Consider the following 24,841-nt stretch of genomic DNA (forward strand, 5'->3'; position numbering starts at 1 on the left):
GCTATAGCCTCGTGCATGTCATGGATTCCACCCTCGCCAGGCGCATGCTGGCAGCGTCCACCGAGATCACCCGGGCTGCGCTGTCCGCGGAGGATCCGGACGCGGTCCTCCCGCTGGTCGTCCGCCGCGCCGCCGAACTGGCGGAGGCCGACTTAGGCGTCGTCACGGTGCGCGCCGACGACGGCCGCCTGACCGTCGAAGCCGCCTACGGCGCACCCACCGCGATCGGCCCGCTCGCCGACCCGGTCGGCACCGTCCTGTCGTCGCGTTCGGCGGCGGCGCGGGTCGCCCGCAGCGGCGTGCCGGTCGTCGTCGACGACCTGATCGACGACCCGCTGACGGCCCCGTACGTGCCAGCCTCGCTGCGGGTTTACGGCCCGTTCGCCGTCGCGCCCTTCGGTACCCGCGAGCGGCGGCTCGGCGCGCTGGCCGTCTACCGGCGGCGCGGTGCCAGCACCTTCACCAGGGTCGCCGTGGACGTGCTGACCTCGTTCGCGGCTCAAGCCGGTCTCGCGCTGGTGCTCGCGGAGGGCTCCACGGCGCGCCAGCGCATCGCGGTCTATCAGGAGCGGGAGCGCATCGCGCGCGACCTGCACGACGTGATCGTGCAGCGGCTCTACGCCACCGGCGTGCAGCTGGAGGTCCTGGAGCGGCGGCTGTCGGGCCGGCTCGACACCGCCGACGCGGCCCGGCTGTCCGAGACGATGGAGCAGATCGACCAGGCGATCGCCGAGGTCCGGGCCACCGCCCGCACGCTGCGCTCCGCGGACCCGGAAATCCCCGCGCACGCGCCGTTGCTCGACGACTCGATGCGCTCCGAGGTGCAGATCGCCGGGGAGCTGATGGGGCGTCCGCCGCGGCTGGAGATCGACGGGGACTTCAGCGACGTGCCGGTGCCGGTGGCCGACCACGCCCGCGCCGCGCTCCGCGAAGCGCTGTCCAACGTGGTCCGGCACGCCGGGGCGCAGACCGTGCTGGTGCGGGTGCGGCGCTTGGATTCGGGACTGCTGCTGCAGGTCGTGGACGACGGCTGCGGAATTCCGCGCGACGTGAGCAAACGTGGTCTCCGCAACCTCGAAGAGCGCGCGGTCGCGGCGGGCGGCCGCTGCGTGATCACGTCCTCTCCGGACAGCGGCACCACGGTCACCTGGGAAGTCCCGCTCTCCAGCAGCGCCTGAACCAACGTCAGAGCTGAAACCCGACCAGCTCCGTCCGCCGCCCACCCGGGAGTACTTTTCGGCGCCGCGGAAGCTGTTCTGGAAGTGGCCGTCCAGGGGCGTGGGTAGGGTGGGCTCTTGTCTTTGCAGCGGCGCAGCCGCTTGGCCCACACACGCAACCGGCACCCGTCGCGGGTTCTCAGCGTCGTCTGGCGAGGCCAGTCCCCGGCGTGGTGAATTGGCTCATGAGTCGGGAATCCTGGAGTTCAGGCGGCTTCCGTAATTCCCGCAGGGGGCCGCTTCCCGCACCGCCACGCAGGACGAGTCTGGAAACCGTCTTGCTCAGCTCTGGCTCTGGCGGCGGGCGACCCAGGCGGCGGCTTGGGTGCGGCGCTCCATGCCGAGCTTGGCCAGCACCGAGGTCACGTAGTTCTTGACCGTCTTCTCCGCCAGGAACAGCCGCTCGGCGATCTGCCGGTTCGTCAGCCCCTCGCCGATCAGCTCCAGCACCTTGCGCTCCCGCTCGGTCAGGGCGGCGAGTTCGTCCGGCTCGGGGCTGGTGGACTGGCGCAACCTCGCCAGGACCCGGCCGGTGGTGATCGGATCCAGCAGCGAATGCCCGGCCGCAACCTCGCGTACCGCGTTGACCAGGTCCTGCCCGCGCACCTGTTTCAGCAGATAGCCGGACGCACCGGCGTTGATCGCGCCGACCAGCGCCTGCTCGTCGTCGAAGGCCGTGAGCACCAAGCAATACGGCGGCTGCGGCAGCTCGCGCAGCCTGCGGCACAGCTCCAGCCCGTCTCCATCGGGCAGCCGCATGTCGATGACCGCGACGTCGGGTTCGGTCGCCTGCGCGCGCACCAGCGCCTCGCCGACGCCGCCGGCTTCCGCGACGATCACCACGTCTTCCTCGGTGTCCAGCAGGTCGCGGAGCCCGCGCCGGACCACCTCATGATCATCGACTAGCAGCACCCTCACTGGCACGAGCACCACGCTACGTACGTGCTCGGCGGCGGATGCGCTGAGGGTCGCCTGACGACCGGGTTACTTCCGGGCCTTCGCCGCGCCCTTGACCGCGCCGACGCTGTGGTGGGTGTGCTTGGCGACCTTGCGCGCGCGGCGCTTGGCCCGGTAGCCGACGGACGGCTTGCCGCCCGTGTCGACGGCGGTGATCAGCAAGCCGCCGAGCAGCCCGATGTTCTTGAGGAAGTGAATCTGCTGGTTGGCCCGCTCCTGTGGATTGTCGATCTCCCAGAACGCGTGCGCCGCCAGCGTGGTCGGCACGGTGCTGCCGGCGAGCAGCAGCGCGGCCAGCCGCGGGAATTTGCCGAGCGCCAGCAGGGCTCCGGCCCCGATCTTCACCACGCCGTCGATGCGCACCAGCGTTTCCGGATCGGTCGGGAACCGTTCCGGCAGCGAGTCCTTGAGCGGGGCCGTGGTCTTCTCCAGTAGCGGGGCGGCCGCCTTGGCGTGGGTCGGCGCATCGCGCAACGCCCCGAATCCGTCGTAGATGTAGGTTGCGGCGAGCATCGGCCGGGCCAAACGGCGAATGAGCATCTGGGGACCTCCTCGGTGGTCGGCCGGTGTGCCCGACGGTACTCATTTCGCCCTCGGCGCGCTTGATCATCTGAACTTGCGCCCGGTCGGCTCAACTTCATCCGTCCAGTGGGTTGAAATCCGCAGCGGGGCCCCGGAGGAAAGCCGACAGAACCGGGTGCGACCCGCCGAGTGCGGGACCCACCCGGGCAATTCGGCATAATCGGCCGTGCCCAAAACTCGAACATGGCGAGTCGACATCTCGGCTGCGGTCCACTCGGCTGACCGGTCTCAGAGGTCGACGCGGGCGAAGATCTCGTCCCACGCCGCCGCGACCTGGCGTGCGCACAGTTCCGGGGCGGCCCCACCGGTGCCCGTGCCCAGGCCGGGCATCGCGACAGTCCGGACCACTTGGTGGACCGGGGTGCCGTTCTCCAGGACACCGCTGGCCCAGAGCCGCAGCACGGCTCGCGCCGCGAGGTAGGGGTGGACCGTGTCGGCGGGGAGCTGCTCGCCGGGTTCCCGCATCGTGGGAGCGCTGATCAGCCAGATCGGGTTCGGCGCCCCGGTGGGCACCAGCAGCGCTTCGCCGACCGGCAGCTCGCCGCCGTGGTACGCCAGCACCGCGCTGCGGACCTGCTCCTCCACCTCGGGGAAGACACGCGAGTACACCGCGTCGATGCCGCCCCGCATCCAGCCGTAGGAGTTCGCCGGGCTCACCACCGCGTCGACCCGCAGGTCGAGCACCGAACCCCGGTGAAGGGTGAGGCCGGCTCGGCCGTCGGCGATCTCTTGCCAAGCGGCGGCCAGCGGCTCGTCTAACGCGCACAGGACGAGCTGCAGCTCCGGCTCCGCTCCATCCGCTGAGCGCCCCGAATCTGCGGTCACGCCCCACAGCATCGCAGGAATGTGTGACGCGGTGGCATTGGGTAGGTCACACATTCGCCGATTTGTCGGAGCGCGGACCCGCCGCCCGGAACGTCCCGCCGTCGAGTGGACGCCCGCGCCCGCGCGCCCGGACGAGTGGCAGTCCGCCTTCCGGCCGCCGAGGTTGCACCGTCGGCACCGCTACGCGCGGCGGACACGGCCCCTCTGAGCTGAGAGCCTGCCGGCGAATGCCGTCCGCGCCTTTGGAAGCGGGTAGCCGCTTGCATTCACCTTGCCAAGACGACCATCGGCGGGTTCTGAGAGGTTTTCTGGCGAGAACGGCCCCTCTGCCGCGTATTGGACATACATCAGGAGGGGCACCGCAGTCCAGGGAACCGCTCAGGTTCCGCTAAGCGACCACCCGCCCAGACCATTCACCATCAGGCTCTTAGTCTGGGCGGGTGCCACAAATCGCGTACCTCGGCCCGCCGGGCACCTTCACCGAACAAGCCACCCGGCAGCTGACCGGGGATTTCGACGCCGAACTCGTGCCGTACGAGACCGTGCCGCTGGCACTCGCCGCAGTGCGCTCCGGTGCGGTGCTGGCCGCCGGGGTGCCGGTGGAGAACTCCGTCGAAGGCTCGGTGGCCGCCACGCTGGACGCGTTGACCACCGACGAGCCGCTGGGCGCGGTGCAGGAAGTCGTGCTGCCGGTGCAGTTCGACCTGCTGGGTCGGCCCGGCATCGCGATGTCTGACATCAGTACCGTGGCGAGCCATCCGCACGCCCTCGCCCAGGTCCGCGACTGGTTGGCCGAGAACCTGCCGGGCGCCAGCGTCTGCGCGACAAGTTCCACCGCCGCGGCGGCCGCCGCGGTGGTGGCCGGGGAGTTCAACGCGGCGATCTCCGCGCCGGTGGCCATCGAGCACTACCCGTCGCTGGTGCGGCTCGCCGGCGGCATCGCCGACGTGCGCGATGCGGTCACCCGCTTCCTGCTGGTCCGCCGCCCCGGCGCGCTGCCGGACCCGACCGGCGCGGACCGGACCTCGGTGTGTGCGGTGATCAGCGACGAGGTCGGCACGCTGGCTGAGATGCTGGCCGAGTTGTCGCTGCGCGGCATCAACCTCAGCCGCATCGAATCCCGGCCGTTGCGGGAGCGGTTCGGCGAGTACCGGTTCTTCCTCGACTTCGACGGGCACGTCGCGGACGCGCGGATCGGCGACGCGTTGACCGCGCTGCACCGCCGCTGCAGCACCGTGCTGTTCCTCGGGTCCTACCCGAAGGCGGACCGCTCGCCGGCCAGCGTGCGCCCATCCGCCTCGGAGCAGGCGTTCCAGGTTTCGGCGAAGTGGCTCGAAGACATCCGCGCGGGACGGTTGGCGTGATCGATTTCGGGTACGAGCTGGAGGCGCCCACCGGATTGCGCTTGATCCTGGCCCGCCACGGGCAGACCCTGGCCAACGTGCGGCAGGAACTCGACACCTTGCCGCCCGGCCCCGGCCTGACCGAGCTGGGCGAGCGGCAGGCGGCGCGGTTGGCAGAGCGGCTGGCCGGGGAGAAGATCATCTCGATCCACGCGAGCCGCGCCCTACGCGCGCAGCAGACGGCGCAGCCGTTGGCGCAGCGGCACCGGCTGCCGGTCGAGATCGTCGAAGGAACGCACGAGATCTACGTCGGGGAGCTGGAGGGGCGTGGCGACTCGGAGGCGCTGCGGGTCTTCGATGACGTCTACGAGAGCTGGCATGAGGGGCGGATCGACATCCCGATGCCCGACGGGGAAACCGGTCGCGAGGCGCTGACCCGGTTCGTCGGGGGTGCGCGCAGCGCCATCGACGGCGCGGGTGACGGCGCGGTGGCGCTGGTCAGCCACGGCGCGATGCTGCGGCTCGCGGCGTGCGCCATCGCCGCTAACGTCGACGCAGCCCACGCCAACGCGAGGCATCTGCCGAACACGGGCGTGATCGTCCTCGAAGCCGACCCGGACGTCCGCACGGGCTGGCGCTGCCTCTCCTGGGACGGCCTCGGCACCCCCTGATCTGCAGTCTCACCTGACCACAGTTCCCGGTGTCGTTGCCGGTTCAGCCCCAGCCCAGGGCGTGGAGCTTTTCGTCGTCTATGCCGAAGTGGTGGGCGATTTCGTGCACCACCGTCACCGCGACTTCATCGACCACTTCTTCCTCGTCCGCGCACATGTCCAGCAGCGGCTCGCGGTAGATCGTGATCCGGTCCGGCAGCACCCCGCCGTAGGTGCTGTCCCGCTCGGTCAGCGCGATGCCCTCGTACAGCCCCAGCAGCGACGGGTCCTCGGGGTGGGTGTCCTCCACCAGCACCACGACGTTGTTCATCGCGGCCGCGAATTCCGCGGGCAGCAGATCGAGGGCGTCGGCCACGAGTTCCTCGAACCGGGCGCGGGTCATCTCCACCGGCATGAACCCGTTCTACCGCACTCGGCAGGCGTCAGCGGGGCTCCGTCGCGGGCACGCCCGGCTCGTTCGGGGCCGCGTCCTTCGGTGCCGGCTCCTTGCCGACCTGCACCTCGCCCTTGACGCTGCCGGTCACCGGCGCGAGCCCGCTGCCGTCCGGCAGCTGCGCGCTGACCTTGCAGTTGACCTGCCGCGAACCGGCGTCCCAGCTCTCCGGCGCCAGCGTGTCCCAGTAGGGGACCAGGCCCTTGTCCTTGGCGACCGTCGGGCCGCCCGCAAAGTTGTCGGTCAGCTCCGCGCACCTGGTCGCGAGGAAGCCGTCCTGGTCCGTCTCCGACGGGTAGCCGCCGGGGAACTGCTCGCCGAGGTCGACCTGGCCGGTGATCTCCACCGAGTGCGGCCGGGCACAGTCCACCGGGTCCCACACCGCCGTGCCGTTGATGCCCAGGCAGCGGCCGACCGGGTAGACGTTGGACTGGTCCATCTGGGCCGCGCTGCCGGTGATCGGGAAGAGCTTGCCGGACGGTCCGGGCTGCTGGATGCCGCAGTGCAGCATTCGATCGCCGTCGGCCCAGCCATCCTCGCTCGGGGTGAACGCGCCCACGCTGAACCGGCCGTGCGGGTCGAACTGGTTGGCCAGGAAGCCCTTCGACACGTCGGTACAGCGCTGCTGCTTGATCTGCTGCCACTGCTCGGGGTCCGGGAATGGGGCGTTGTCGCCGAACTCGCCGCGCAGTTCCGAGCTGCCGGTGACCTGGAAGAGGTGGGGTTCGGCACAGGTGACGTTCCTGATATCGCCGGCGTCGGGGTCGTTCCAGTTCAGGCAGTCGCCCGCCTTGGCATCGAACACCGCCTCCGGCGCCGGGGCCGAACCGATCTGGCCGGAGCCGCCGACCCCGCGGCCGCCGGTCCCGGGACCGCCGCCGGTGGGCCAGTTCAGCACCGCGCTGACCACGAGGATCAGTAGGGCGCCGATGGCAGCCGAGATCATCACGATCCGAGTGTTGGGCTTGTTCCGGCGTGGACTGGGAGGGGATTTGCGCGCTGCCATCGAACACATGATGCCTCGCCGCGTCCCGGATTGCGCGATGCCCTCTAGCAGGTTCGGAACCGATTCGTTGCCGGGCACGTCGCCTCAATAGGTAATGTTGCGTTCGGGAGTGGGGCTATGACGGAAGATGGCAAGCCAGTGGCAGACGACGAGCAGCCGCAGGGGCACGCGGGGACGACCCCGGCGCAACCGCCGCCGCCCCAGCCGTCGGAAGAGGCGGGGCGCGGCCGGATCCGGTACCAGGATGCCGAGCACACGACTCCGCGCGAGCCGACGCTGGCGGAGCAGCGCGCCCGCGTCGCCGCCGAGCAGCGCCGCGAAGACCAGCACCGGGCCGAGCTGGAGGCCGCGGAGGCCAAGACGAAGAAGCGGCGCCGCCTGATGATCGGTGGCGGCGCGACGGTCGGCGTCGTGGCGCTGGTGGCCGCGATGTACACCGCGTCGGAAGTCAGCAACGAGGCCAACGCCACCCAGGAGTACTGCGCCACGGACCAGTCGGGCCAGCCCGGCAACAGGGACCAGGATCAGTACTGCGACGCGAACTACGTGAACTCGCACGGCGGCTACGTGGACGGCGGCATGTTCTTCATGCCGATCTTCCTGCCTACCGGGGGCTTCGGCGGCTACAACTCCTACCGCTACGCGTACACGCCGTCCGGCGTGTCGGCGCCGCCGATCGGCTCGCCGGCCTCCGGGTCGACCTTCACCAAGCCGTCCGGTTCGACGATCAAGGACACCAGCGGCAAGACCATCCAGCGGGGTGGGTTCGGCATCAGCAGCAAGAGCGGCAGTAGCGGGAGCTGACGAGTGCGGCGCAGGACCACGGCACGACGACCGGACTGGCAGGCCAAGGTCGAGGAGCTCGGGCTCGTCTTCGGCACGCCCGCGCGCGCGGCGGACGGCACGGCGCGGCCTTACTGGGACGAGGGCGTGCACTACGAGTTCAGCCTCGACGAGGTGCTGTCGCTGGAGGCGGACGTCGAGCTGCTGCACTCGATGTGCCTGGACGCCGTCGATCACGTCATCATCACGGAGCGCTACAAGGACTTCGGCATCCCGGAGTGGGTCTGGCCGCACATCGCCGATTCCTGGAAGCGCCACGACCCGCACCTCTACGGCCGGTTCGACCTGCGCTACGACGGCACCGGCCCGGCGAAGCTGCTGGAGTACAACGCCGACACCCCGACTTCGCTGCTGGAGGCGGCGGTCGTGCAGTGGCACTGGCTGACCGAGTGCCACGAGGGCGACGACCAGTGGAACTCCATCCACGAGACGCTCGTCGAGCGCTGGGGCGAGATCACCAAGCAGCTGGCCACCAACGAGGTGCACTTCACCTGGTCGTCTGCGGACGTCACCGGCGAGGACAACATCACCGCGGCCTACCTGCAGGAGACCGCGGCTGAGGCCGGGCTGGACACCGTCGGCCTGCCGATCGAGCAGATCGGCTGGGACAGCCTGCTGGAGCGCTTCGTCGACCTGGAAGAAGCGCCGATGAACTCGGTCGTCAAGATCTACCCCTGGGAGTGGATGGTCGACGACGACTTCGGCAAGCACGCCGTCAAAACGCTGCCGGCCACCCAGTGGGTCGAGCCGCTGTGGAAGATGCTGCTGTCCAACAAGGCGCTGCTGGCGATCCTGTGGGAGATGCACCCGGGGCACCCCAACCTGTTGCCGACGTTCCTGGACCAGCCCGGCCTGCTCACCGAGTACGTGCGCAAGCCCCGCCTGGGGCGCGAGGGCAACAACATCGCGGTCGTCGCGCCGGGCTGGGAGACCGAGACCGGCGGGGTGTACGGCTCGGAGGGCTACGTCTACCAGGCCTTCGACCCGCTGCCGGAGTTCGACGGGATGCGCCCGGCCCTCGGGGCATGGGTGGTCGGCGACTCGTCGGCGGGGCTCGGCATCCGCGAGACGGCGGGCCTGATCACCGACGACGGCGCGGCCTTCGTGCCGCACCGCATCCCCGCGAGCTCCTGACCCCATACCCTGATCGCGGCAGGACGCACCCTGCGGGTGGGGCTCTCGCGGTGGGCGGCTACGCTGACCAGCTGTGATCGACCTGAAGACGCTACGCGATGACCCGGAAGCGGTGCGCGCTTCGCAGCGCGCACGAGGAGAGGACGCGTCCCTGGTGGACGCGCTGCTGTCCGCCGACGAGCGTCGCAGGTCCGCGGTGTCCCGGGCGGACAACCTGCGCGCGGAGCAGAAGCAGCTCGGCAAGCAGGTCGGCAAGGCCAAGGGCGAGGAGCGCGAGGCCCTGCTGACCCGGGCCAAGGAGCTCGCCGCGCAGGTCAAGGAGGCCGAGGCGGAGCAGTCGGCGGCCGACGAGGAGCTGCTGCGGTCGCAGAAGGCCGTGTCCAACGTCGTCGAGGCCGACGTGCCGCCGGGCGGCGAGGACGACTACGCCGTGCTCAAACACGTCGGGGTGCCGCGCGAGTTCGACTTCGAGATCAAGGACCACGTCGAGCTGGGCACGGCCATCGGCGCCTTCGACATGGAGCGCGGCGCGAAGGTCGCCGGCGCCCGCTTCTACTTCCTGACCGGCATCGGTGCGCAGCTGGAGCTGGCGCTGCTGAACATGGCCGCCGCGCAGGCCGCCGCCGCCGGTTTCACCCTGGTCGTACCGCCGGTGCTGGTTCGCCCGGAGATCATGGAGGGCACCGGGTTCCTCGGCGCGCACGCCACCGAGGTGTACCGGTTGGAGGAGGACGACCTGTACCTGGTCGGCACCTCCGAGGTCCCGCTGGCGGGCTACCACTCGGGCGAGATCGTGGACTTCTCCACCGGCCCGCTGCGCTACGCGGGCTGGTCGACGTGCTTCCGCCGGGAGGCCGGTTCCTACGGCCGGGACACCCGCGGCATCATCCGGGTGCACCAGTTCAACAAACTGGAGATGTTCGTCTACTGCCGGGAGGACGAGGCCCGCGACGAGCACCAGCGGCTGCTGGCCTGGGAAGAGGAGATGCTCGCCAAGATCGAGGTGCCCTACCGGGTGATCGACACGGCGGCCGGGGACCTCGGCGCGAGCGCGGCCCGCAAGTTCGACTGCGAGGCGTGGGTGCCGAGCCAGCAGACCTACCGCGAGCTGACCTCGACGTCGAACTGCACCACGTTCCAGGCGCGGCGGCTGAACACCCGCTACCGCGACGAGGACGGCCGCCCGCAGTTCGCCGCCACGCTCAACGGCACGCTGGCCACCACCCGGTGGATCGTCGCGATCCTGGAGAACCACCAGCAGCCGGACGGCTCGGTGCGGGTGCCCCAGGCGCTGCGCCCGTTCCTCGGCGGCCGCGAGGTTCTCGAACCCAAGTGATCATCCAGGCCGGGGGCTGATTTCCAGGCTCGTCTCACGTGTCATGTCGAGTTCGGTGCGTGCGGCCCCTGCGGGAATTACGGCCCCCTGCGGGAACTACGGCCCCCTGCGGAAATTGCGGTCGTCGTCCGGACTCCGTCCTACGCAAGTTCCATTGAAATCGGACCTTCGATTTCAATGGAACTTGCGAACCCCGCGACGCGCTCATGGGTCCTGACCAGTGGGTTCAGGCCGCCTTGGTGATCTCAGCGGCGAGGCCGCGGTCGAGGGTCGCCCGGACCAGGGCGGCCGCCAGGCGGGCGAGCTCGTGCCCTTCGACGAGGCCCGCGAGCCGGTCCGGATCGGTGGGCAGGCCGAGCTTCTCCGCGCCCGCCAACGCCTTCTTGTCGAAGATCGGCCGGAGCTCGGGCCACACCAGCTGCACCTCGCGGCAGAAGATGTCCGCGCCCACCGGCCCGAGCCGGGGAAGTTCGGTGAGCTTCTCCTGCAGCAGGCCGATGTCCCCGTCGGCCTTCGCGCGCATCCGCCGGAGATCCCCGTGGTACCGGTCGATCAGCAGCTGCGCGCCCTTGCCGAGCGCCGTGGACGTGCTCTCGTCGTACCGCGCGTAGTGCCCGCGGTCGAGCGCGTCGACCCGCTGCTGCCAGGTCGCGTCGCACATCTTCTGCGGCGTCCCGAACTCGGCCAGTTCGCGCGCGGCCGATACCGCCAGCTCCGCCCTGATCCGGGTGGACATCAGCATCGACAGCACCAGCAACCGGTACAGCGGGGCGGGTTTGTTCGCCAACGAGATCCCGGCCTGGGCGGCATAGGTGGTGCCCGCCTCGTCCAGCAGGAATTGCACGACGTTCTTCACCGACATCGCCACCACCTCCTGCCGGAAAGGCTTCCCGGCAGCTCCCGGGGGCACACCTGCGGTTGCGGCCCGGCTTACGGTGGGACGTGTCCAACCCCCTGAGTGGCGCGCAGGCCTCGCGCTGGCCGGTCTCGGCGACCGGATCCGCCGGTTTTGCGCGACAACGACAACGAGGCGCCGACGGTCGACACCGACGGCCCGCCGCGGGAGAGCCGGGCGTGCCGCTGGGTGCTTGCGAGCAACCTGCGGTCGAGTGCGGTCAGCGCGAGCGACGAACGGCAGAACGGTGAATCGGCGAGTGCGCCCCATGTAGTGCCTTGCATGCCCCGTGCGATGCGTCGGCGCGTGCTCGGGTTTGTCACGGGGAGATCACAGTTCGGGCAGGACCTCTGAGGCGATCTCCTCGACAGTGGACTCCTTGCCCGCGTACGGCTCCTCGGGGCGTGGCCAATGCGTGATGACGTCGGTGAAACCGAGCTCCGCGGCCCGGCCGACCACGTCCCGGAAGTAGTCCACACTGGACATTGAGTAGGCCGGTGCGGCGTCCACCTGCAGATACTTGTCGACATTCGCCGGGTCGCGGCCCTGTTCGGCGAGCACTTCGGCGAACCGCAGCGACAGCTCGGCGACCGACCGCCACCAGGTCTCCACGTCGTCGGCAGGCCGACCGGTGGTGACCCAGCCCTGGCCGTACTCCGCTGCCAACCGCATCGACCGCGGCCCGTTGGCGGCGATCACGAACGGCATCCGGGGCAGCTGCGCGCAGCCGGGCGCCCGGTGCGCTTGGACGGCCGTGTAGTACTCGCCGGAGTAGTCGGTGCAGTCTTGGGTGAGGATCTGGTCGAGCAGCTCGACGAACTCGGTGAACCGGTCGACGCGCTGCCCGGCGGTGAGTTCGGCGCGGCCCAGCACGTGCGCGTCGAAACCGATGCCGCCCGCGCCGATGCCGAGCGTGATGCGGCCATCGGCGATGTCGTCCAGCGCGGTCAGCTCGCGCGCGAAGTGCGCGGGGTGCCGGAAGTTCGGCGACGCGACCAGGGTGCCCAGCCGGATCGTCGAGGTGAGCGTGGCGGCCGCGGTCAACGTCGGGACCGCGTCGAACCAGGGCTTGTCCACCAGGGACCGCCAACCGAGGTGGTCGTAGGTCCAGGCGTGGGCGAAGCCGTACTCCTCGGCCATCCGCCACAGCGGCTCGGCAGCCCACCAACGGTGTTCGGGCAGAATCACGATCCCAACTCGCACGCCGTTGACCGTACTGGTCGAGCCTCGCCCTTATCGACCCGATCAGGTGATGCGGAACGTGGCGCGGGTCGCGTAACAGGGGCCCGGGCCTCCCGCGCGACGACCGGGACCGGGCAGGATGACTGGGTGCGCAAACCTGGCCTGGTGGCATCGGACGTGGATGGCACCCTGCTCGACCCGATGGAGCGGGTGAGCCCGCGAACCGCGCGGACGGTGCAGCGGGTGGTGGCGTCGGGCACGCCGTTCGTGCTGGCCACCGGGCGTCCGCCGCGCTGGATGCCGATGGTCGTCGATGGGCTGGGCGTGTCCGGGATGGCGGTTTGCGCGAACGGTGCGGTGCTCTACGACGCGTCCGCCGACCGGGTGCTGCACAGCCACGTGATCGACCCGGTGCTGCTGCACGACGTGGCCCGCGAGCTGCGGCACGAGCTGCCGGGCTGCGCCTTCGCGGTGGAGCGGACCACCGACGGCGCGCGGGACCGGCCCCACGAGCAGTTCCTCGCCGAGGCCGATTTCCGCCGGGTGTGGCCGAATTCGGACATCCACGTGGCCGGCGCGGGCGAGCTGACCGGTAAGGCCGCGGTCAAGCTGTTGGTCCTGCACGAGCACATGACCAGCGCGGAGATGGCGGCGGCGGCCGGCGCGGTGCTCGGCTCGCAGCTCCAGCTGACCTACTCGACGACGGCCGGGCTGATCGAGCTGTCCGCGGCGGGCGTCGACAAGGCGACCGGCCTGGCGGCGGTGGCCGAGGAGCTGGGCGTGGACCAGGCCGACGTGATCGCCTTCGGCGACATGCCCAACGACGTCCCGATGCTGAAGTGGGCGGGCCACGGCGTGGCGATGCGCAACGCCCACCCGGAGGCCCTGGCGGTGGCGGACGAGGTCACGGCAACCAACGCCGAAGACGGCGTGGCGCACGTCCTCGACCGCTGGTGGTGACCGCAGGTTCAATTGACACTGCGGTCAACCGGTCATGGCCGGTGGTCGCGTTGCATGGCTGTTGCGTGGGCCCGGATCTTGTCGAGCTGCTCGTAGCCGCGCTGCCCCGGACAGGCCGTCTTGCTCACGTCGCGGTGGCCGAAGATCGTCGGTAGCGGAACCACCGCGCCGGCCGGAAAGTGTGAGTTGTTCGCGGGCCCGGCGATCAGCTCGATGCGGCCGTCCGCGGGAACCCTGGCGGTGTTCAGCTTCCACGCGCTGATCGCCGCGACCGACTCGATGGTGGCGCCGGAAGGCGCGATGCGGTCGTAGTTGCCCATCATCGACACGCCGAACGTCCCGCCGTTGAAGCCCCGCGCGTGGCCGCCGATGATGTCGTCGCGCAGTCCGCCGGCGCGGCCCTCGAAGATCGTGCCGCACTTGTCGACCAGGGCGTGGTAGCCGATGTCGCCCCACTTCAGCTCGACGGCGTGGTAGCGGTAGATCGCCCGCACGATGTCGGCCGACCGGCCGCAGTCGTAGTCGTTGGTCCCGGCGGTGTGGTGCACCACGACCGCCTTGGTCTCGGTGCGCTCCGGCGGCCAGGTCATCTGGCTCTCGTCGGCGCCCCACTGCGCGCGGCCGACGACCGGCGGCTGCCCCGGGGCGCTCGACCGGGGTGGTGCGGCGGGTGCGGAGCCCGGGTTGATCGCGACGAGTTCCAGCTCGCCGGTCACGTCCGCGCCCGCCCGGCTGGCCCGCACCTCGGCGGTGTCGGCGCGCTCGGTCCACAGCGGTTCGCTGCCCTGCGCCGCGTCGATCGCTTCCAGCTCCGACCACGGGCTCCAGCCGGCGGCGCTCCGGGTGCGCACCTCGACGCGGTCTGGCGCGGGGCCGCGCCAGGTGATGCCGACCAGGTCGAAAACCCCGCCGGGATGCACTTCCCGCGTTGCGTCGCGGTTCATCGGCGCGTCGCGCAACGCGACTCGGGTGCTGGTCGTCTCGGGGGTCTCCGCCGCGCTCGCACTGGGCAGTGCGGTCGCGGTGAGCAAGAGGACGATCGGGACGCTGAACCGGAGACGCATTGGCGATACCTCGCTTCCGCGACGGCGATCGGGGCGGCCTACGTGAGGCGAGTATCCGGTGGGTCCGGATCCTCCGCTGGTCAACTGCTCTGTCCGAGTGACCACGACCCGGCGTCCCCTGTGGACGATTCCCGCGATTTCAATGGAAATCAGAGGTCCGATTTCCATTGAAATCGCGGAACACCGGTGTGTCGGCCCGCGACACACCGGAGGATGTGGACAACTTCTACGATTTCAATGGAAATCGTCGGTTCGATTTCAATGGAAGTTGCGGGGTGCCTGGACCCCGGGAGCGGATGTAGGCGACCGCCGCCGCGATCAGGAAGCCGATGCCGATCAGCGTGTAGGCGTTGCCGACGACCTGCTGCGAGAACGTCCAGTCCAGCTCGCGGTCCTCGGTGTTCGGCAGGTACCACTGCGGGCCGGCGAGGACCGTCAGCGCGCACAACCCGACGGTCAGCAGCACGCCGTACCAGCGGTGCCGCAACGACATGGCGAACAGCAGCGCGAGCGTCGGCCCGGCCCAGACCCAGTGGTGCGACCAGGAGATCGGCGACACCAGCAGCACCAGCACGGCGTTGAGCATCAGCGCCAGCGGCACGTTCGCCATCCGCAGCGCGTATCGCATGCCGAGCACCGCGAGCGCCAGCAGCAGCACCGAACCGAGGACCCACAGCGAGTTCAGCTCGAACCCGGTCAGCGACTGCTTCGCCAGCAGGCTGCGCAACGTGAGGTTGCCGGCGTAGACGGTCCCGAAGGAGTCCCCGGTGGACAGCATCTTGTCCAGCCACCAGTCCGCCGCGTCCTTCGGCGCGGCGACCAGCCCGATCAGCACGGTGGCGGCGAACGTCAGGCCCGTCACGGCCATCGCGCGGTAGTCCCGGCGCAGCAGGAACAGCAGCAGGAACCCGAGCGGCGTCAGCTTGATCGCCGCCGCGATGCCCACCAGCAACCCGCGCGGCCACCTGGTGAGCGGCAGCAGGCAGTCGGCCGCGACCAGCGCCATCAGCACCAGGTTGATCTGACCGTAGTTGATCGTCTCGCGGGCCGGCTCGATCAGCGTGAACCACGGCATCAGCACCGCGGTGGCCACCGCCACCAGCCCGGCGCGCGGCGCGAGGTAGTCCGACGAGCGGGCCAGCGAGTAGGCAGTGACGAGGATCGCGATGTGCGACAGCACCGCCACCAGCACGACCGCGCCGTCCACCGACAGCCAGGTCAGCGGGATGAACAGCAGCGCCGCGAACGGCGGGTAGATGAACGGCAGCGTGCCGGAGTCCGGGCTCTCCGGCGTCAGGTCGTCGCCGTACACCTGGTAACCGTTCAGCCACGCCCGGGCACCGAGCCGGTAGATCTCGGTGTCCATGTAGCCGCGGGTGTCGATCCAGTGCACGAACCAGATCGCGAATACCTCGATCACGACCGCCGCGACCAGCAGGAACCGCCCATCACGCGCGCGTGCCAAGCCGATGCTCACCATCCCAGGATCAGGCCCCGCTACCGCGCCGGTCACCGGCCCGCGGCGGCTGCGGGGCGAGTCGACGCCGCGCGCGATGCTACCCGCGGCACGACTCGCCGGTCGCGTCGCCTGACGGGTAATAACAGCCGCGAATAGCTGCGGACGGTACTCGCGGAATCATCGATTGTATGAAGAAAGTCCTGATCAAGGGTGGGGAGGCCGCTGAGCGAGGCGATATCGACACGCCACGTAGCTATGCGTAGCGGCGAACGTCAACGCGGTTTCGGGCCGGTGGTTTGCCCCCGCTACCCTCGACGGCTGTGAGCTTCGCAGGCTATGACCTGATCGTTGTTGGTTCCGGATTCTTCGGCCTCACGATCGCAGAGCGCGCCGCCACCCAGCTGGACAAGCGGGTGCTGGTGCTGGACCGACGTGACCACATCGGGGGCAACGCCTACTCGGAGGCGGAGCCCGAGACGGGTATCGAGGTGCACCGCTACGGCGCCCACCTCTTCCACACCTCGAACAAACGGGTCTGGGACTACGTGAACCAGTTCACCGAGTTCACGGACTATCGGCACCGCGTGTTCACCAAGTACCAGGGGCAGATTTACTCGCTCCCGATGAACTTGGGCTTGTTGTGCCAGTTCTTCGGCCGCTCGTTCACCCCGGACGAGGCGAAGGCGCTGGTCGCCGAGCAGGCGTCCGAGATCAACACCGCGGACGCGCAGAACCTGGAGGAGAAGGCCATCTCGCTGATCGGCCGCCCGCTGTACGAGGCGTTCATGCGCGGGTACACGGCCAAGCAGTGGCAGACCGACCCGAAGGAACTGCCCGCGGCCGTCATCAGCCGCCTGCCGGTCCGCTACAACTTCAACAACCGGTACTTCAACGACAGCTTCGAGGGCCTGCCGGTCGACGGCTACACGGCCTGGCTGCAGAAGATGGCCGATCACCCGAACATCGAGGTCCGGCTGAGCACCGACTTCTTCGACGTGCGCGCCGAACTGCCCGCCGACGTCCCGGTCGTCTACACCGGCCCGCTGGACCGCTACTTCGACTTCGTCGAGGGCGAGCTGGGCTGGCGCACCCTGGACTTCGAGACCGAGGTCGTGCAGACCGAAGACTTCCAGGGCACGTCGGTGATGAACTACGCCGACGAGGACGTCGCGTACACCCGGATCCACGAGTTCCGGCACTTCCACCCGGAGCGCGACTACTACCCGAAGGACAAGACGGTCATCGTCCGCGAGTACTCGCGGGCCGCGGAAAGCGGCGACGAACCGTACTACCCGATCAACACCCCGGCGGACCGGCAGAAGCTGGAGGCCTACCGCGAGCTGGCCAAGAAAGAGGCCAAGGAGCGCAAGGTCGTCTTCGGCGGACGGCTCGGGACCTACAAGTACCTGGACATGCACATGGCCATCGGTTCGGCGCTGAGCATGTTCGACAACAAGATCGCCCCTTACTTCACCGAGGGTCGTTCGCTGGACGGCTCGCTGGAGGACTGACGTGACCGACCGGACCCCCCGAGAGGACCGTGCTGCCGCCGCGGGCGAGAGCAAGCTCAGCGACGTGACATCGGTGCGCTCCGGAACCGCCGACGTGGCGCCCGAGCAGGTGCTGCAGCGCGTCGTGTTCCCGCGCAGCGAGGACCCGCTGGACGTGCGTCCGCTGTACATCGACGAGCCCGCGGCGCTGGACAGCTCCGCGACGGTCGTGTCGCGGCGTCGCCTGCTGGTGCCCTCGCACCGCAAGATCTCCCTGGCGTCCTACTTCAACGCCTTCCCGGCCAGCTACTGGAAGCGTTGGACAAAGGTCGACGAGGTCGTGCTGCGGCTGAAGGTGAAGGGGGCCGGTCGGCTCGACGTCTACCGCTCGAAGGCCAACGGCGACAGCGTCCACCTGAAGGGCACCCCGGTGGCCAGCGACGACTGGAAGTCGCTGGAGTTCCGGGTGTCGCTGACGCCGTTCGAGGACGGCGGGTGGATCTGGTTCGACCTGTTCACCAACGACGTCCCGCTGGAGATCGATGAGGCGGCGTGGACCACCGACGTCCCGCTGCCCAAGCAGAAGGTGCTGATCGGCACCACCACGATCCGGCCCGCCGACTGCGTGCTCGCGCTGCAGACACTGGGCGAGGACCCGCAGGTGATGGACGTCGTCGAGCGGGTCGTGGTGGCAGACCAGGGCCCGCAGAAGATCCGCGACACCCAGGGCTTCGACGAGGCCGCCCGGCGGATCGGCGACAAGCTGCACGTGATCGAGCAGGACAACCTCGGCGGCTCCGGCGGCTTCACCCGGGTCATGTACGAGGGCGTCCACAACTCGGACGCCGCGCAGGTCATGGTCATCGACGACGACATCGCGCTGGAGCCGGACGGCGTGCTGCGGGCGAACGCGTTCGCGCGCGCCGCCTCGAACCCGGTGATCGTCGGCGGCCAGATGCTGAACCTGCAGGCCCGCTCGCGGCTGCACACCATGGGTGAGGTCGTCGACCTCGCCAATGGCATCTGGCGGGCCGCGCCGGGCGCGGTCACCGACCACGATTTCGCCAAGAAGCCGCTGCGCAAGACCAGCAAGCTGCACCAGCGCATCCACTCCACCTACAACGGCTGGTGGATGTGCCTGTTCCCGCGCGAGGTCATCGAACGCACCGGGTTGCCGCTGCCGCTGTTCATCAAGCACGACGACTCGGAGTACTCGCTGCGCGCGGGCGGGCACGGGTTCCCGACGGTGACGCTGCCGGGCGCGGCGATCTGGCACATGCCGTGGACCGACAAGAACGACGCCACGGACTGGACTTCGTACTTCCACACGCGCAACCGGCTGATCCTGGCCGCGCTGCACAGCCCGGAGGAAGTCAAGACCAACATCGTCAAACAGGGCCTCAAGCTCACGCTCCGGCACCTGCTGTCGATGGAGTACTCGACGGTCGCGGTGCAGCAGAAGGCGATCGAGGACTTCATGGCGGGCCCGGAGGGGTTGTTCGACAGCCTCCGCTCGGCGCTCCCGGAGGTCCGCGAGCTGCGCAAGGACTACGACGATGCCAAGACGCTGCCGTCGGCCCGCGAGTTCCCGCCGCCGTCGGCGGACCCGATCATGGCCGAGGGCCTGCTCAAGCCGCCGGTGAACCCGGCGGTGATCGCGGCCCGCGCATCGAAGGCGTTGCTGCACAACCTCAAGGAGCCGACGAAGTCGGCCACCGACCGGCCCCAGCTGAACGTGCCCGCCGCCAGCGCACGGTGGTTCCTGCTGGGCAACCTGGACAGCGCGACCGTGTCGAACGCCGACGGCAGCGGGGTGGCGTTTCGGCGCCGTGACCCGGAGGAGTTCCGTCGACTCGGGATGCGCGCGCTGGCGAACTACAAGCGGCTGGCGCGGGAATGGGGGCGGCTGCGGTCCGCCTACCGCGACGCGTTGCCCGAGCTGACCAGTGCGGAGTCCTGGAAACAGGTCTTCGACCAGAAGTGACCCCGACACCCGGAGACGATGTGGCAGAGCTGACGACGGCGACCGCCCCCGAAGAACCGGCCGCCGCACCCACCGACGAGGCACCGGCAGCGGTCACCCCCGAGACCGTCGCGCTGCGCAAGGTGCAGGGCGCGCTGGCGAAGCCGGCGGTGGTCAAGACCGCCCAGGCGATGTCGCTGTTCGGCGAGCACGCCGGCGGCTGGCTGGCCATCGGCGCGGTCGGCGCGCTGGTGGACCGCAAGCGCCGCGGCGAGTGGCTGACCGCCGCCGTCGGGGTCGCCGCCGCGCACGCGGCGTCGATCGCGGTCAAGCGCGTGGTGCGCCGCCGCCGCCCCGCCGACCCCGAGGTCCAGGTGCTGGTGGGCACGCCGAGCAGGCTGAGCTTCCCGTCCTCGCACGCGACGTCCACGACGGCCGCCGCGGTGCTCTACGGCGGGTTGACGGGCAAGAAGCTGACTCCGGCGCTGGTGCCGCCGATGATGGTCAGCCGGCTTGTCCTGGGGGTTCATTATCCGAGCGATGTGGTCGCCGGTTCGGCGCTCGGCGGTGCCGTGGCGTGGGGCGTGCGGCGATTCATGAGACGGCGGAGGAACCGTGGCTGACAAGAACGAAACCGAGGTCGACACCGGGAAGCCCGACGCCCCGGCCGAGGCCGACGCGGAAGGCAGCAACGGTGCCCAGGTCGGCGACGCGGTGCTGACCGGCACCGACGAGTCCGACGAGCCCGGCGAGCCCGGCGACGAGGCGAAGTCCGACGAGCCCGGCGGCGAGGCGAAGTCCGGCGAAACAGCGCAGGAGAAGCGGGTCGAGGTCGAGGCGGACGCGGAAGGCACCATCGGCGCAGAGTTCGGCGACGAGGCGCTTGAGGTGCCGTCGGCCAAGTCCGACGACATCAAGGACAAGTCCTCGGACGCCTACCACGCGAAGGTGACCGCCAAGGCGGGCACCACGGCGGGCCTGGTCTCCGGCCTGGTCAAGGAGCTGCGCCCCAAGCAGTGGGTGAAGAACGTCCTGGTCCTGGCCGTTCCGTTCGCGGCGGGCGAGATCCTGAACCCGGGCATCCTGGGACACGCGGTGATCGCGTTCCTCGTGTTCTCGATGGCCGCGTCCGGCATCTACTTCGTCAACGACGCGATCGACGTCGAGGCCGACCGCCAGCACCCGACGAAGCGGAACCGCCCGATCGCCGCCGGCCTGATCCCGGTGCCGATCGCGTACGCGGTGTGCGTGCTGCTGCTGGGCGGTTCGCTGGTGATCTCGGCCCTGACCAGCACGCCGCTGCTGATCGTGATGGCGGTCTACATCCTGGTGCAGTTGGGCTACTGCTTCGGCCTGAAGCACCAGCCGGTGATCGACCTGTGCATCGTGGCGTCCGGCTTCCTGCTGCGCGCCATCGCCGGTGGTGCCGCCGCGAACCTGGTCATCACGCAGTGGTTCTACCTGATCGTGGCGTTCGGCTCGCTGTTCATGGTGGCGGGCAAGCGCTACGCGGAGGTCAAGCTGGCGATGGAGACCGGCGCGAAGATCCGCAAGTCGCTGAAGGCGTACTCGCCGTCCTACCTGCGGTTCGTGTGGGCGATCGCGGCGGCCATCACGATCATGTGCTACGCGCTGTGGGCGTACGACATCCGGGAGTTCGAGTCGTCCCGCTGGGGCCTGATCTCGATCATCCCGATGGTGGTGGCGATCCTGCGGTACGCGGTGGACATCGACAAGGGCGTGGCGGGCGAGCCGGAGGAAGTGGTCCTGAAGGACAAGGTCCTGATGGTCCTCGGCGTGATCCTCGCCGGCTGCCTGTTCCTGGCGTTCTACCTGTAAGTCCGAACCAACGGCGCCCCCGACCGAACCAGGCCGGGGGCGCCGTTGCATTTACGCTGCACAGCGTCACTGTTGGGGGCGTAGGGCACAGTTGGTCGGGTACCGGCAGCTCGCCGGAGGAGGAGGACGCGGTGAGCGCTGTGGCGTGGCCGGACCACCTGCTGTCCCTGAAAGACTGGGCCGAGCTTCCCGAGGACAACATCCACCGCGTTGAACTCGTCGAAGGGACCCTCCACGTCAGTCCTCGGTCGGCGTCCGATCACCAGTGGGCGCTGAAGAAGCTGACGCGGCAGCTAGACGATCAGGTACCCCAGGGCGCACCCGATCGGCCGCATCGGACGCCCGGGGAAGTCGCCGAGACCATCGCATTCCTCGTCTCCGACGCCGCGAGCATCATCACCGGCGCGGGATCCGCCGCCGTCACCCATCAACCCCGGTCGAGGCTGAGGCGGTTGGTCACTTCGTGGGCCATGGCTATTGCGTAGGACTGGCCCCTGTCCTGCGGGTAGATCTGGGACATCGTCGCCAGGGTCACGCCGGGCATCGCCGTGTGGTGGCCGGGGATTCGGGACCGGTATTGCGGCGTCACGATCGGTTGGGCGAAGCCCGCCTTGGAGAAGTGCCAGTCGAGGATCCAGGACCGGTCGAAGTCCAGGTTCAGCTTGCGCAGCCAGGGGATGTAGCGCTCCAGCAGTTCGGCCGGATCGGTGGTGAACCGCCAGTCTTCGCGCGGCACGTAGTTGCCGACGTAGACGATGTGCCGCCCGCCGTACTCGCTGCGGTCGACCATGTTGGTGTGCTCGACGACCGCCAGGAACGGGAACGCCGGGTCGTTGATGTTCAGCCAGTAGTGCGGGATCACGCTGCGGTCGCACTCCAGGACGAAGCAGGTCGCGCCGAGGTACTGGTTCTGCCACAGCACGTGGTCCGATGCGATCCCGGCGGCCTTCGCGAACACCGGTTGCGGCACGGTCACGATCAGCCTGTCAAACTCGTAGCTGCTGCCGTCCCCGGCGCCCACCAGCACCGTCGCGCCGGGCTGGCGGATCGACTCGACCGGCTTGCCGAACTCCACCTTCCCGCCGCGTTCGGTCACCGCGTCCAGCAGCGCCCGGTACACCTGCTCGAAACCGCCGTGCACGTAACCGAGTTCGAAGGTCCGGTAGTGGATCCGCGCCCACAACCAGGCCATCGAGATCTGCTCGGCGTGGGCGCCGAACTTGCCGGTCAGCAGCGGCTCCCAGATCGTCTCGGTGACGCGCGGTCCGGCCCAACGGCGCATCCAGTCCAGCGCCCGCACCGAGTTGAACTGCTGTCCATTTCGGACGAACTTAAGCACCGCCGACGACGCCCCGAAGCGGAACCGGTCCAGCAGCGAGAACTTCGGGAACCGCAGCATCTCCTGCGGCGTGCCGAAGTCGTGCAGCTCCCCGTCGATGTACACGCCGGTGCTGGGCTTGTGGAACCGCAGCAGGTGCCCGAGGCCGAGCTCCTCGACCAGCTCGATCATCGCCCGGTCGGTGCGGAAGCTGTGGTGGTAGAAGCGCTCCAGCGGCGTCCCGCCGACCTCGATCGACGCCGCCAGCCCGCCCAGTTCCGCGGACGCCTCCAGCACCGTCACGTCGTGCCCGGCCTTCACCGTGTCGAACGCCGCAGTCAAACCGGTCGCGCCCGCCCCGACGACGCCTACTCTCATCCGAAGCTCCACTTCTTGTTGATCGAGTACTGGAAGATCAGCACCACCGGCAGCGAACCGGCCTTGACCAGGTTCGGGTCGATGCCCAGCCAGCCGGAGAACACCTGCAGCAGCACGAACGCCCACGCGATCCCGGCCACGCCGACGGCGTAGAACCGCAGGAACCGCACCAGGATCCGGTCTCGCTTGCGGAAGTTGAACAGCGTGTTGAGCACGAAGTTGTTGGTGATCCCGGCCGTCGTGCTGATCGCGTTCGCGAGCTGCTCGTGCAGCCCGACCGCGTTGAACAGCAGCAGGAACAGCAGGTAATCCAGCAGCACGCCGCTGGCGCCGATCAACGCGTAGCGCAGCAGCGACCGGCTGATCAGCCGGTCGCTGCCGCCGATCGGTTCAGTCTTCGTCATGCGAGATCACGTTCCGCACTATGTAGAGGGGGCGCTGCTGCACCTCGTGGTAGATCCGGCCGACGTAGCTGCCGATGACCCCCAGCGACAGCATCTGCAGCCCGCCCAGGAACAGCATCGCGACCATCAGCATGGTCCACCCGGAGACCGTGATCGAGGGGAAGAACAGCCGCAGCGTCACCGAGTAGATGATGCCGAGCATCGCCAGGCCCAGCGTGATGAACCCGATCCGCGTGATCAGCTTCAGCGGCACGGTGGAGAAGCCGGTGACCCCGTCGGCGGCCAGTCGCATCATCTTCCGCATCGGGTACTTGGTCTCGCCGGCCATCCGCTCGTCGCGGTCGAAGAGCACCTCGCGCTGCTCGAACCCCATCGAGGCGACCATGCCCCGGATGAACCGGCTGCGTTCCCGGAAGCCCCGCAGCTCCTCGGCGGCGCGCCGGTCGAGCAGCCGGAAGTCGCCGGTGTCCACCGGGATGTCCACCTCGGCGCAGCGCCGCAGCACCCGGTAGTAGGTGTGCGCGGTGGCGCGCTTGAACGGGGTGTCGCGGCGGGTGCGCCGCCGGGCGGACACGATCTCCGCACCGGACAGCCAAGTGTCGATCAGCTCCAGGCTGACCCGCGGTGGGTCCTGCAGGTCGGTGTCCATCACGATCACCGCGTCGCCCTGCGCGTGGTCCAGCCCGGCGGTGATGGCGATCTGGTGGCCGAAGTTGCGGGCGAAGTCCACCACCCGCACGCGCGGGTCGTTCTTGGCCAGGTCCTGCAGGACGTCCAGCGATCCGTCCGCGGAGCCGTCGTTGACGTAGATGAACTCGTAGTCGAATTCGGGGCGAGTGGCCGTGGACTCGACGAGCTCCTCGTGGAACCGGCGGATGCCCGCCACCTCGTTGTAGACCGGCAGCACGTAGGAGATCAGCGTGCCTTCGCGGGTGGCCTGCCGCTGATGCGGCACCGGAATCCGGACCTGCTGGCGCATCGTGTCGGCCATGGTCACCTGATCTCCAATCTGCGGATGCCCCGTCCTTCAGGGTGGGGAGGAGCAGATCTCGCGTGTCGGTCGCGTAGCGACCGCTGATAGTCTTGATTTCGGTAGGTGAGACCTACCACTCCCACGCAAGTGGGAACACCCGAGCACGTACGTGGGTACCGCTGGTCGAGCGGGAACCCGGACCACCCCGGTCCGAACGCCTGAGTGAGATCGTGTGAGACCGAACCGCCACGGTGGGGACGCTGCGGTCGTTGAAGCAGGAAACTCAGTCCGCGAGGACTGAATCTCCTTCCTTCAGGGAGGAGAGAAGTCAATCCCCTCGCCATCCCCACCCACCGTGGAACATGAACGCTCTGCACGCCGAAGTGGTTGCCCGGAATCGGGTGATCCACCACGATCAGGCCCCCGCCCCGCGTGGTCGGCGATGCCGCAGCTGCCGTCCTCGACGGCGGCGAGGTTCTGGACTCCGACGGAGTAGTCGCCGGACTGCCGGATCGGCGCGACGATGAAGCAGAAGAGCGAGATCGCCACTGTCACCCCCACTGCTCCCT

At 69.3% G+C, this 24,841-nt stretch carries 25 protein-coding genes; 12 read left to right on the plus strand and 13 right to left on the minus strand.

What is annotated here, in order from left to right:
- Positions 1 to 20: 20 nt before the first annotated feature.
- Positions 21 to 1,178: a GAF domain-containing sensor histidine kinase gene (locus tag ACRXBZ_RS20390; protein ID WP_433880446.1), complete on the plus strand. Its 1,158-nt coding sequence runs from the start codon at positions 21 to 23 to the stop codon at positions 1,176 to 1,178.
- A 321-nt stretch (positions 1,179 to 1,499) separates the two neighbouring features.
- Here ACRXBZ_RS20390 and ACRXBZ_RS20395 read toward each other — a convergent pair whose 3' ends face one another.
- The 3 genes from ACRXBZ_RS20395 to ACRXBZ_RS20405 all read right to left on the minus strand — a co-directional run bounded on the left by ACRXBZ_RS20395 (position 1,500) and on the right by ACRXBZ_RS20405 (position 3,593).
- Positions 1,500 to 2,141 (minus strand): response regulator, encoded by a 642-nt coding sequence (locus ACRXBZ_RS20395; RefSeq protein WP_433880447.1) that lies wholly within the window; start codon positions 2,139 to 2,141, stop codon positions 1,500 to 1,502.
- A gap of 60 nt (positions 2,142 to 2,201) precedes the next feature.
- Positions 2,202 to 2,714: a DoxX family protein gene (locus tag ACRXBZ_RS20400; protein WP_433880448.1), complete on the minus strand. Its 513-nt coding sequence runs from the start codon at positions 2,712 to 2,714 to the stop codon at positions 2,202 to 2,204.
- A gap of 270 nt (positions 2,715 to 2,984) precedes the next feature.
- Positions 2,985 to 3,593, minus strand: a complete 609-nt coding sequence (locus tag ACRXBZ_RS20405) for a macro domain-containing protein (RefSeq protein WP_433880449.1) — start codon at positions 3,591 to 3,593, stop codon at positions 2,985 to 2,987.
- Between the two features lie 428 nt (positions 3,594 to 4,021).
- Here ACRXBZ_RS20405 and pheA point away from each other — a divergent pair, with 428 nt between their 5' ends.
- Both pheA and ACRXBZ_RS20415 read left to right on the plus strand, forming a co-directional pair.
- The gene (gene pheA / locus ACRXBZ_RS20410) at positions 4,022 to 4,945 is read left to right on the plus strand and encodes a prephenate dehydratase (RefSeq protein WP_433880450.1); all 924 of its coding nucleotides are present in this window, start codon (positions 4,022 to 4,024) and stop codon (positions 4,943 to 4,945) included.
- Entirely contained in the window at positions 4,942 to 5,595 is a 654-nt protein-coding gene (locus ACRXBZ_RS20415) for a histidine phosphatase family protein (RefSeq protein WP_433880451.1), read from the plus strand. The genes pheA and ACRXBZ_RS20415 overlap by 4 nt, the downstream gene beginning before the upstream one ends.
- Before the next feature lie 43 nt (positions 5,596 to 5,638).
- Here ACRXBZ_RS20415 and ACRXBZ_RS20420 read toward each other — a convergent pair whose 3' ends face one another.
- Both ACRXBZ_RS20420 and ACRXBZ_RS20425 read right to left on the minus strand, forming a co-directional pair.
- Entirely contained in the window at positions 5,639 to 5,989 is a 351-nt protein-coding gene (locus tag ACRXBZ_RS20420) for a metallopeptidase family protein (RefSeq protein ID WP_433880452.1), read from the minus strand.
- A gap of 28 nt (positions 5,990 to 6,017) precedes the next feature.
- Complete coding sequence (locus ACRXBZ_RS20425; protein WP_433880453.1) at positions 6,018 to 6,974, minus strand: septum formation family protein; 957 nt, start codon at positions 6,972 to 6,974, stop codon at positions 6,018 to 6,020.
- A gap of 177 nt (positions 6,975 to 7,151) precedes the next feature.
- Here ACRXBZ_RS20425 and ACRXBZ_RS20430 point away from each other — a divergent pair, with 177 nt between their 5' ends.
- From ACRXBZ_RS20430 to serS, 3 genes are all read left to right on the plus strand, one after another.
- Positions 7,152 to 7,838, plus strand: a complete 687-nt coding sequence (locus tag ACRXBZ_RS20430; RefSeq protein ID WP_433880454.1) for a hypothetical protein — start codon at positions 7,152 to 7,154, stop codon at positions 7,836 to 7,838.
- A 3-nt stretch (positions 7,839 to 7,841) separates the two neighbouring features.
- Positions 7,842 to 9,011 (plus strand): glutathionylspermidine synthase family protein, encoded by a 1,170-nt coding sequence (locus tag ACRXBZ_RS20435; protein ID WP_433880455.1) that lies wholly within the window; start codon positions 7,842 to 7,844, stop codon positions 9,009 to 9,011.
- Between the two features lie 73 nt (positions 9,012 to 9,084).
- Complete coding sequence (gene serS / locus ACRXBZ_RS20440; RefSeq protein ID WP_168586057.1) at positions 9,085 to 10,347, plus strand: serine--tRNA ligase; 1,263 nt, start codon at positions 9,085 to 9,087, stop codon at positions 10,345 to 10,347.
- Positions 10,348 to 10,573: 226 nt separating this feature from the next.
- Here the strand turns inward: serS and ACRXBZ_RS20445 are convergent, their stop codons facing one another.
- Both ACRXBZ_RS20445 and ACRXBZ_RS20450 read right to left on the minus strand, forming a co-directional pair.
- Entirely contained in the window at positions 10,574 to 11,209 is a 636-nt protein-coding gene (locus ACRXBZ_RS20445) for an endonuclease (RefSeq protein ID WP_433880456.1), read from the minus strand.
- A gap of 363 nt (positions 11,210 to 11,572) precedes the next feature.
- Positions 11,573 to 12,445, minus strand: a complete 873-nt coding sequence (locus ACRXBZ_RS20450) for an LLM class flavin-dependent oxidoreductase (protein ID WP_433880457.1) — start codon at positions 12,443 to 12,445, stop codon at positions 11,573 to 11,575.
- Positions 12,446 to 12,571: 126 nt separating this feature from the next.
- Between ACRXBZ_RS20450 and ACRXBZ_RS20455 the strand changes: the two genes are divergently transcribed.
- On the plus strand, positions 12,572 to 13,384 hold the full coding sequence (locus ACRXBZ_RS20455; protein WP_433880458.1) for an HAD family hydrolase: 813 nt from the start codon (positions 12,572 to 12,574) through the stop codon (positions 13,382 to 13,384).
- A 32-nt stretch (positions 13,385 to 13,416) separates the two neighbouring features.
- Here ACRXBZ_RS20455 and ACRXBZ_RS20460 read toward each other — a convergent pair whose 3' ends face one another.
- Positions 13,417 to 14,448: an N-acetylmuramoyl-L-alanine amidase gene (locus ACRXBZ_RS20460; RefSeq protein ID WP_433880459.1), complete on the minus strand. Its 1,032-nt coding sequence runs from the start codon at positions 14,446 to 14,448 to the stop codon at positions 13,417 to 13,419.
- Positions 14,449 to 14,674: 226 nt separating this feature from the next.
- A complete protein-coding gene (locus tag ACRXBZ_RS20465) occupies positions 14,675 to 15,913 on the minus strand; it encodes a glycosyltransferase 87 family protein (protein WP_433880460.1) in 1,239 nt (412 codons plus the stop codon).
- Positions 15,914 to 16,227: 314 nt separating this feature from the next.
- Here ACRXBZ_RS20465 and glf point away from each other — a divergent pair, with 314 nt between their 5' ends.
- The 5 genes from glf to ACRXBZ_RS20490 all read left to right on the plus strand — a co-directional run bounded on the left by glf (position 16,228) and on the right by ACRXBZ_RS20490 (position 21,684).
- A complete protein-coding gene (gene glf, locus ACRXBZ_RS20470; protein WP_433880461.1) occupies positions 16,228 to 17,418 on the plus strand; it encodes a UDP-galactopyranose mutase in 1,191 nt (396 codons plus the stop codon).
- 1 nt (position 17,419) lies between these two features.
- The gene (locus ACRXBZ_RS20475; protein ID WP_433880462.1) at positions 17,420 to 19,381 is read left to right on the plus strand and encodes a glycosyltransferase; all 1,962 of its coding nucleotides are present in this window, start codon (positions 17,420 to 17,422) and stop codon (positions 19,379 to 19,381) included.
- Positions 19,382 to 19,401: 20 nt separating this feature from the next.
- Positions 19,402 to 19,983 (plus strand): phosphatase PAP2 family protein, encoded by a 582-nt coding sequence (locus ACRXBZ_RS20480; protein ID WP_433880463.1) that lies wholly within the window; start codon positions 19,402 to 19,404, stop codon positions 19,981 to 19,983.
- A 265-nt stretch (positions 19,984 to 20,248) separates the two neighbouring features.
- Positions 20,249 to 21,199 carry a decaprenyl-phosphate phosphoribosyltransferase gene (locus ACRXBZ_RS20485; RefSeq protein ID WP_433883925.1) on the plus strand — a complete coding sequence of 317 codons (951 nt, stop codon included), beginning with the start codon at positions 20,249 to 20,251 and terminating at the stop codon, positions 21,197 to 21,199.
- A gap of 131 nt (positions 21,200 to 21,330) precedes the next feature.
- Positions 21,331 to 21,684, plus strand: a complete 354-nt coding sequence (locus ACRXBZ_RS20490) for a hypothetical protein (protein WP_433880464.1) — start codon at positions 21,331 to 21,333, stop codon at positions 21,682 to 21,684.
- On the opposite strand, the gene ACRXBZ_RS20495 is transcribed toward ACRXBZ_RS20490, so the two are convergent.
- The 4 genes from ACRXBZ_RS20495 to ACRXBZ_RS20510 all read right to left on the minus strand — a co-directional run bounded on the left by ACRXBZ_RS20495 (position 21,627) and on the right by ACRXBZ_RS20510 (position 24,827).
- Positions 21,627 to 22,895 (minus strand): NAD(P)/FAD-dependent oxidoreductase, encoded by a 1,269-nt coding sequence (locus tag ACRXBZ_RS20495; protein ID WP_433880465.1) that lies wholly within the window; start codon positions 22,893 to 22,895, stop codon positions 21,627 to 21,629. The two genes, ACRXBZ_RS20490 and ACRXBZ_RS20495, sit on opposite strands and share 58 nt — an antisense overlap.
- Positions 22,892 to 23,299: a GtrA family protein gene (locus tag ACRXBZ_RS20500; protein WP_190819615.1), complete on the minus strand. Its 408-nt coding sequence runs from the start codon at positions 23,297 to 23,299 to the stop codon at positions 22,892 to 22,894. Before ACRXBZ_RS20500 ends, ACRXBZ_RS20495 begins: the two co-directional genes overlap by 4 nt.
- On the minus strand, positions 23,286 to 24,290 hold the full coding sequence (locus ACRXBZ_RS20505; protein ID WP_433883926.1) for a glycosyltransferase family 2 protein: 1,005 nt from the start codon (positions 24,288 to 24,290) through the stop codon (positions 23,286 to 23,288). Before ACRXBZ_RS20505 ends, ACRXBZ_RS20500 begins: the two co-directional genes overlap by 14 nt.
- 294 nt (positions 24,291 to 24,584) lie before the next feature.
- Positions 24,585 to 24,827, minus strand: a complete 243-nt coding sequence (locus ACRXBZ_RS20510; protein WP_433880466.1) for a hypothetical protein — start codon at positions 24,825 to 24,827, stop codon at positions 24,585 to 24,587.
- Positions 24,828 to 24,841: the final 14 nt, after the last annotated feature.

The sequence above is a fragment of the Saccharopolyspora hattusasensis genome (assembly GCF_050972075.1).
GTDB classification, from domain to species: Bacteria; Actinomycetota; Actinomycetes; order Mycobacteriales; family Pseudonocardiaceae; genus Saccharopolyspora; species Saccharopolyspora hattusasensis.

What these genes read in the sequence shown, in the direction of transcription:
- ACRXBZ_RS20390 (WP_433880446.1), top strand. Translation starts at nt 21, where the DNA reads ATGGATTCCACCCTCGCCAGGCGCATGCTGGCAGCGTCCACCGAGATC.
- ACRXBZ_RS20400 (WP_433880448.1), bottom strand. Translation starts at nt 2,714, where the DNA reads ATGCTCATTCGCCGTTTGGCCCGGCCGATGCTCGCCGCAACCTACATC.
- ACRXBZ_RS20405 (WP_433880449.1), bottom strand. Translation starts at nt 3,593, where the DNA reads ATGCTGTGGGGCGTGACCGCAGATTCGGGGCGCTCAGCGGATGGAGCG.
- ACRXBZ_RS20420 (WP_433880452.1), bottom strand. Translation starts at nt 5,989, where the DNA reads ATGCCGGTGGAGATGACCCGCGCCCGGTTCGAGGAACTCGTGGCCGAC.
- ACRXBZ_RS20425 (WP_433880453.1), bottom strand. Translation starts at nt 6,974, where the DNA reads ATGATCTCGGCTGCCATCGGCGCCCTACTGATCCTCGTGGTCAGCGCG.
- ACRXBZ_RS20430 (WP_433880454.1), top strand. Translation starts at nt 7,152, where the DNA reads ATGACGGAAGATGGCAAGCCAGTGGCAGACGACGAGCAGCCGCAGGGG.
- ACRXBZ_RS20445 (WP_433880456.1), bottom strand. Translation starts at nt 11,209, where the DNA reads ATGTCGGTGAAGAACGTCGTGCAATTCCTGCTGGACGAGGCGGGCACC.
- ACRXBZ_RS20460 (WP_433880459.1), bottom strand. Translation starts at nt 14,448, where the DNA reads ATGCGTCTCCGGTTCAGCGTCCCGATCGTCCTCTTGCTCACCGCGACC.
- ACRXBZ_RS20495 (WP_433880465.1), bottom strand. Translation starts at nt 22,895, where the DNA reads ATGAGAGTAGGCGTCGTCGGGGCGGGCGCGACCGGTTTGACTGCGGCG.
- ACRXBZ_RS20500 (WP_190819615.1), bottom strand. Translation starts at nt 23,299, where the DNA reads ATGACGAAGACTGAACCGATCGGCGGCAGCGACCGGCTGATCAGCCGG.
- ACRXBZ_RS20505 (WP_433883926.1), bottom strand. Translation starts at nt 24,290, where the DNA reads ATGGCCGACACGATGCGCCAGCAGGTCCGGATTCCGGTGCCGCATCAG.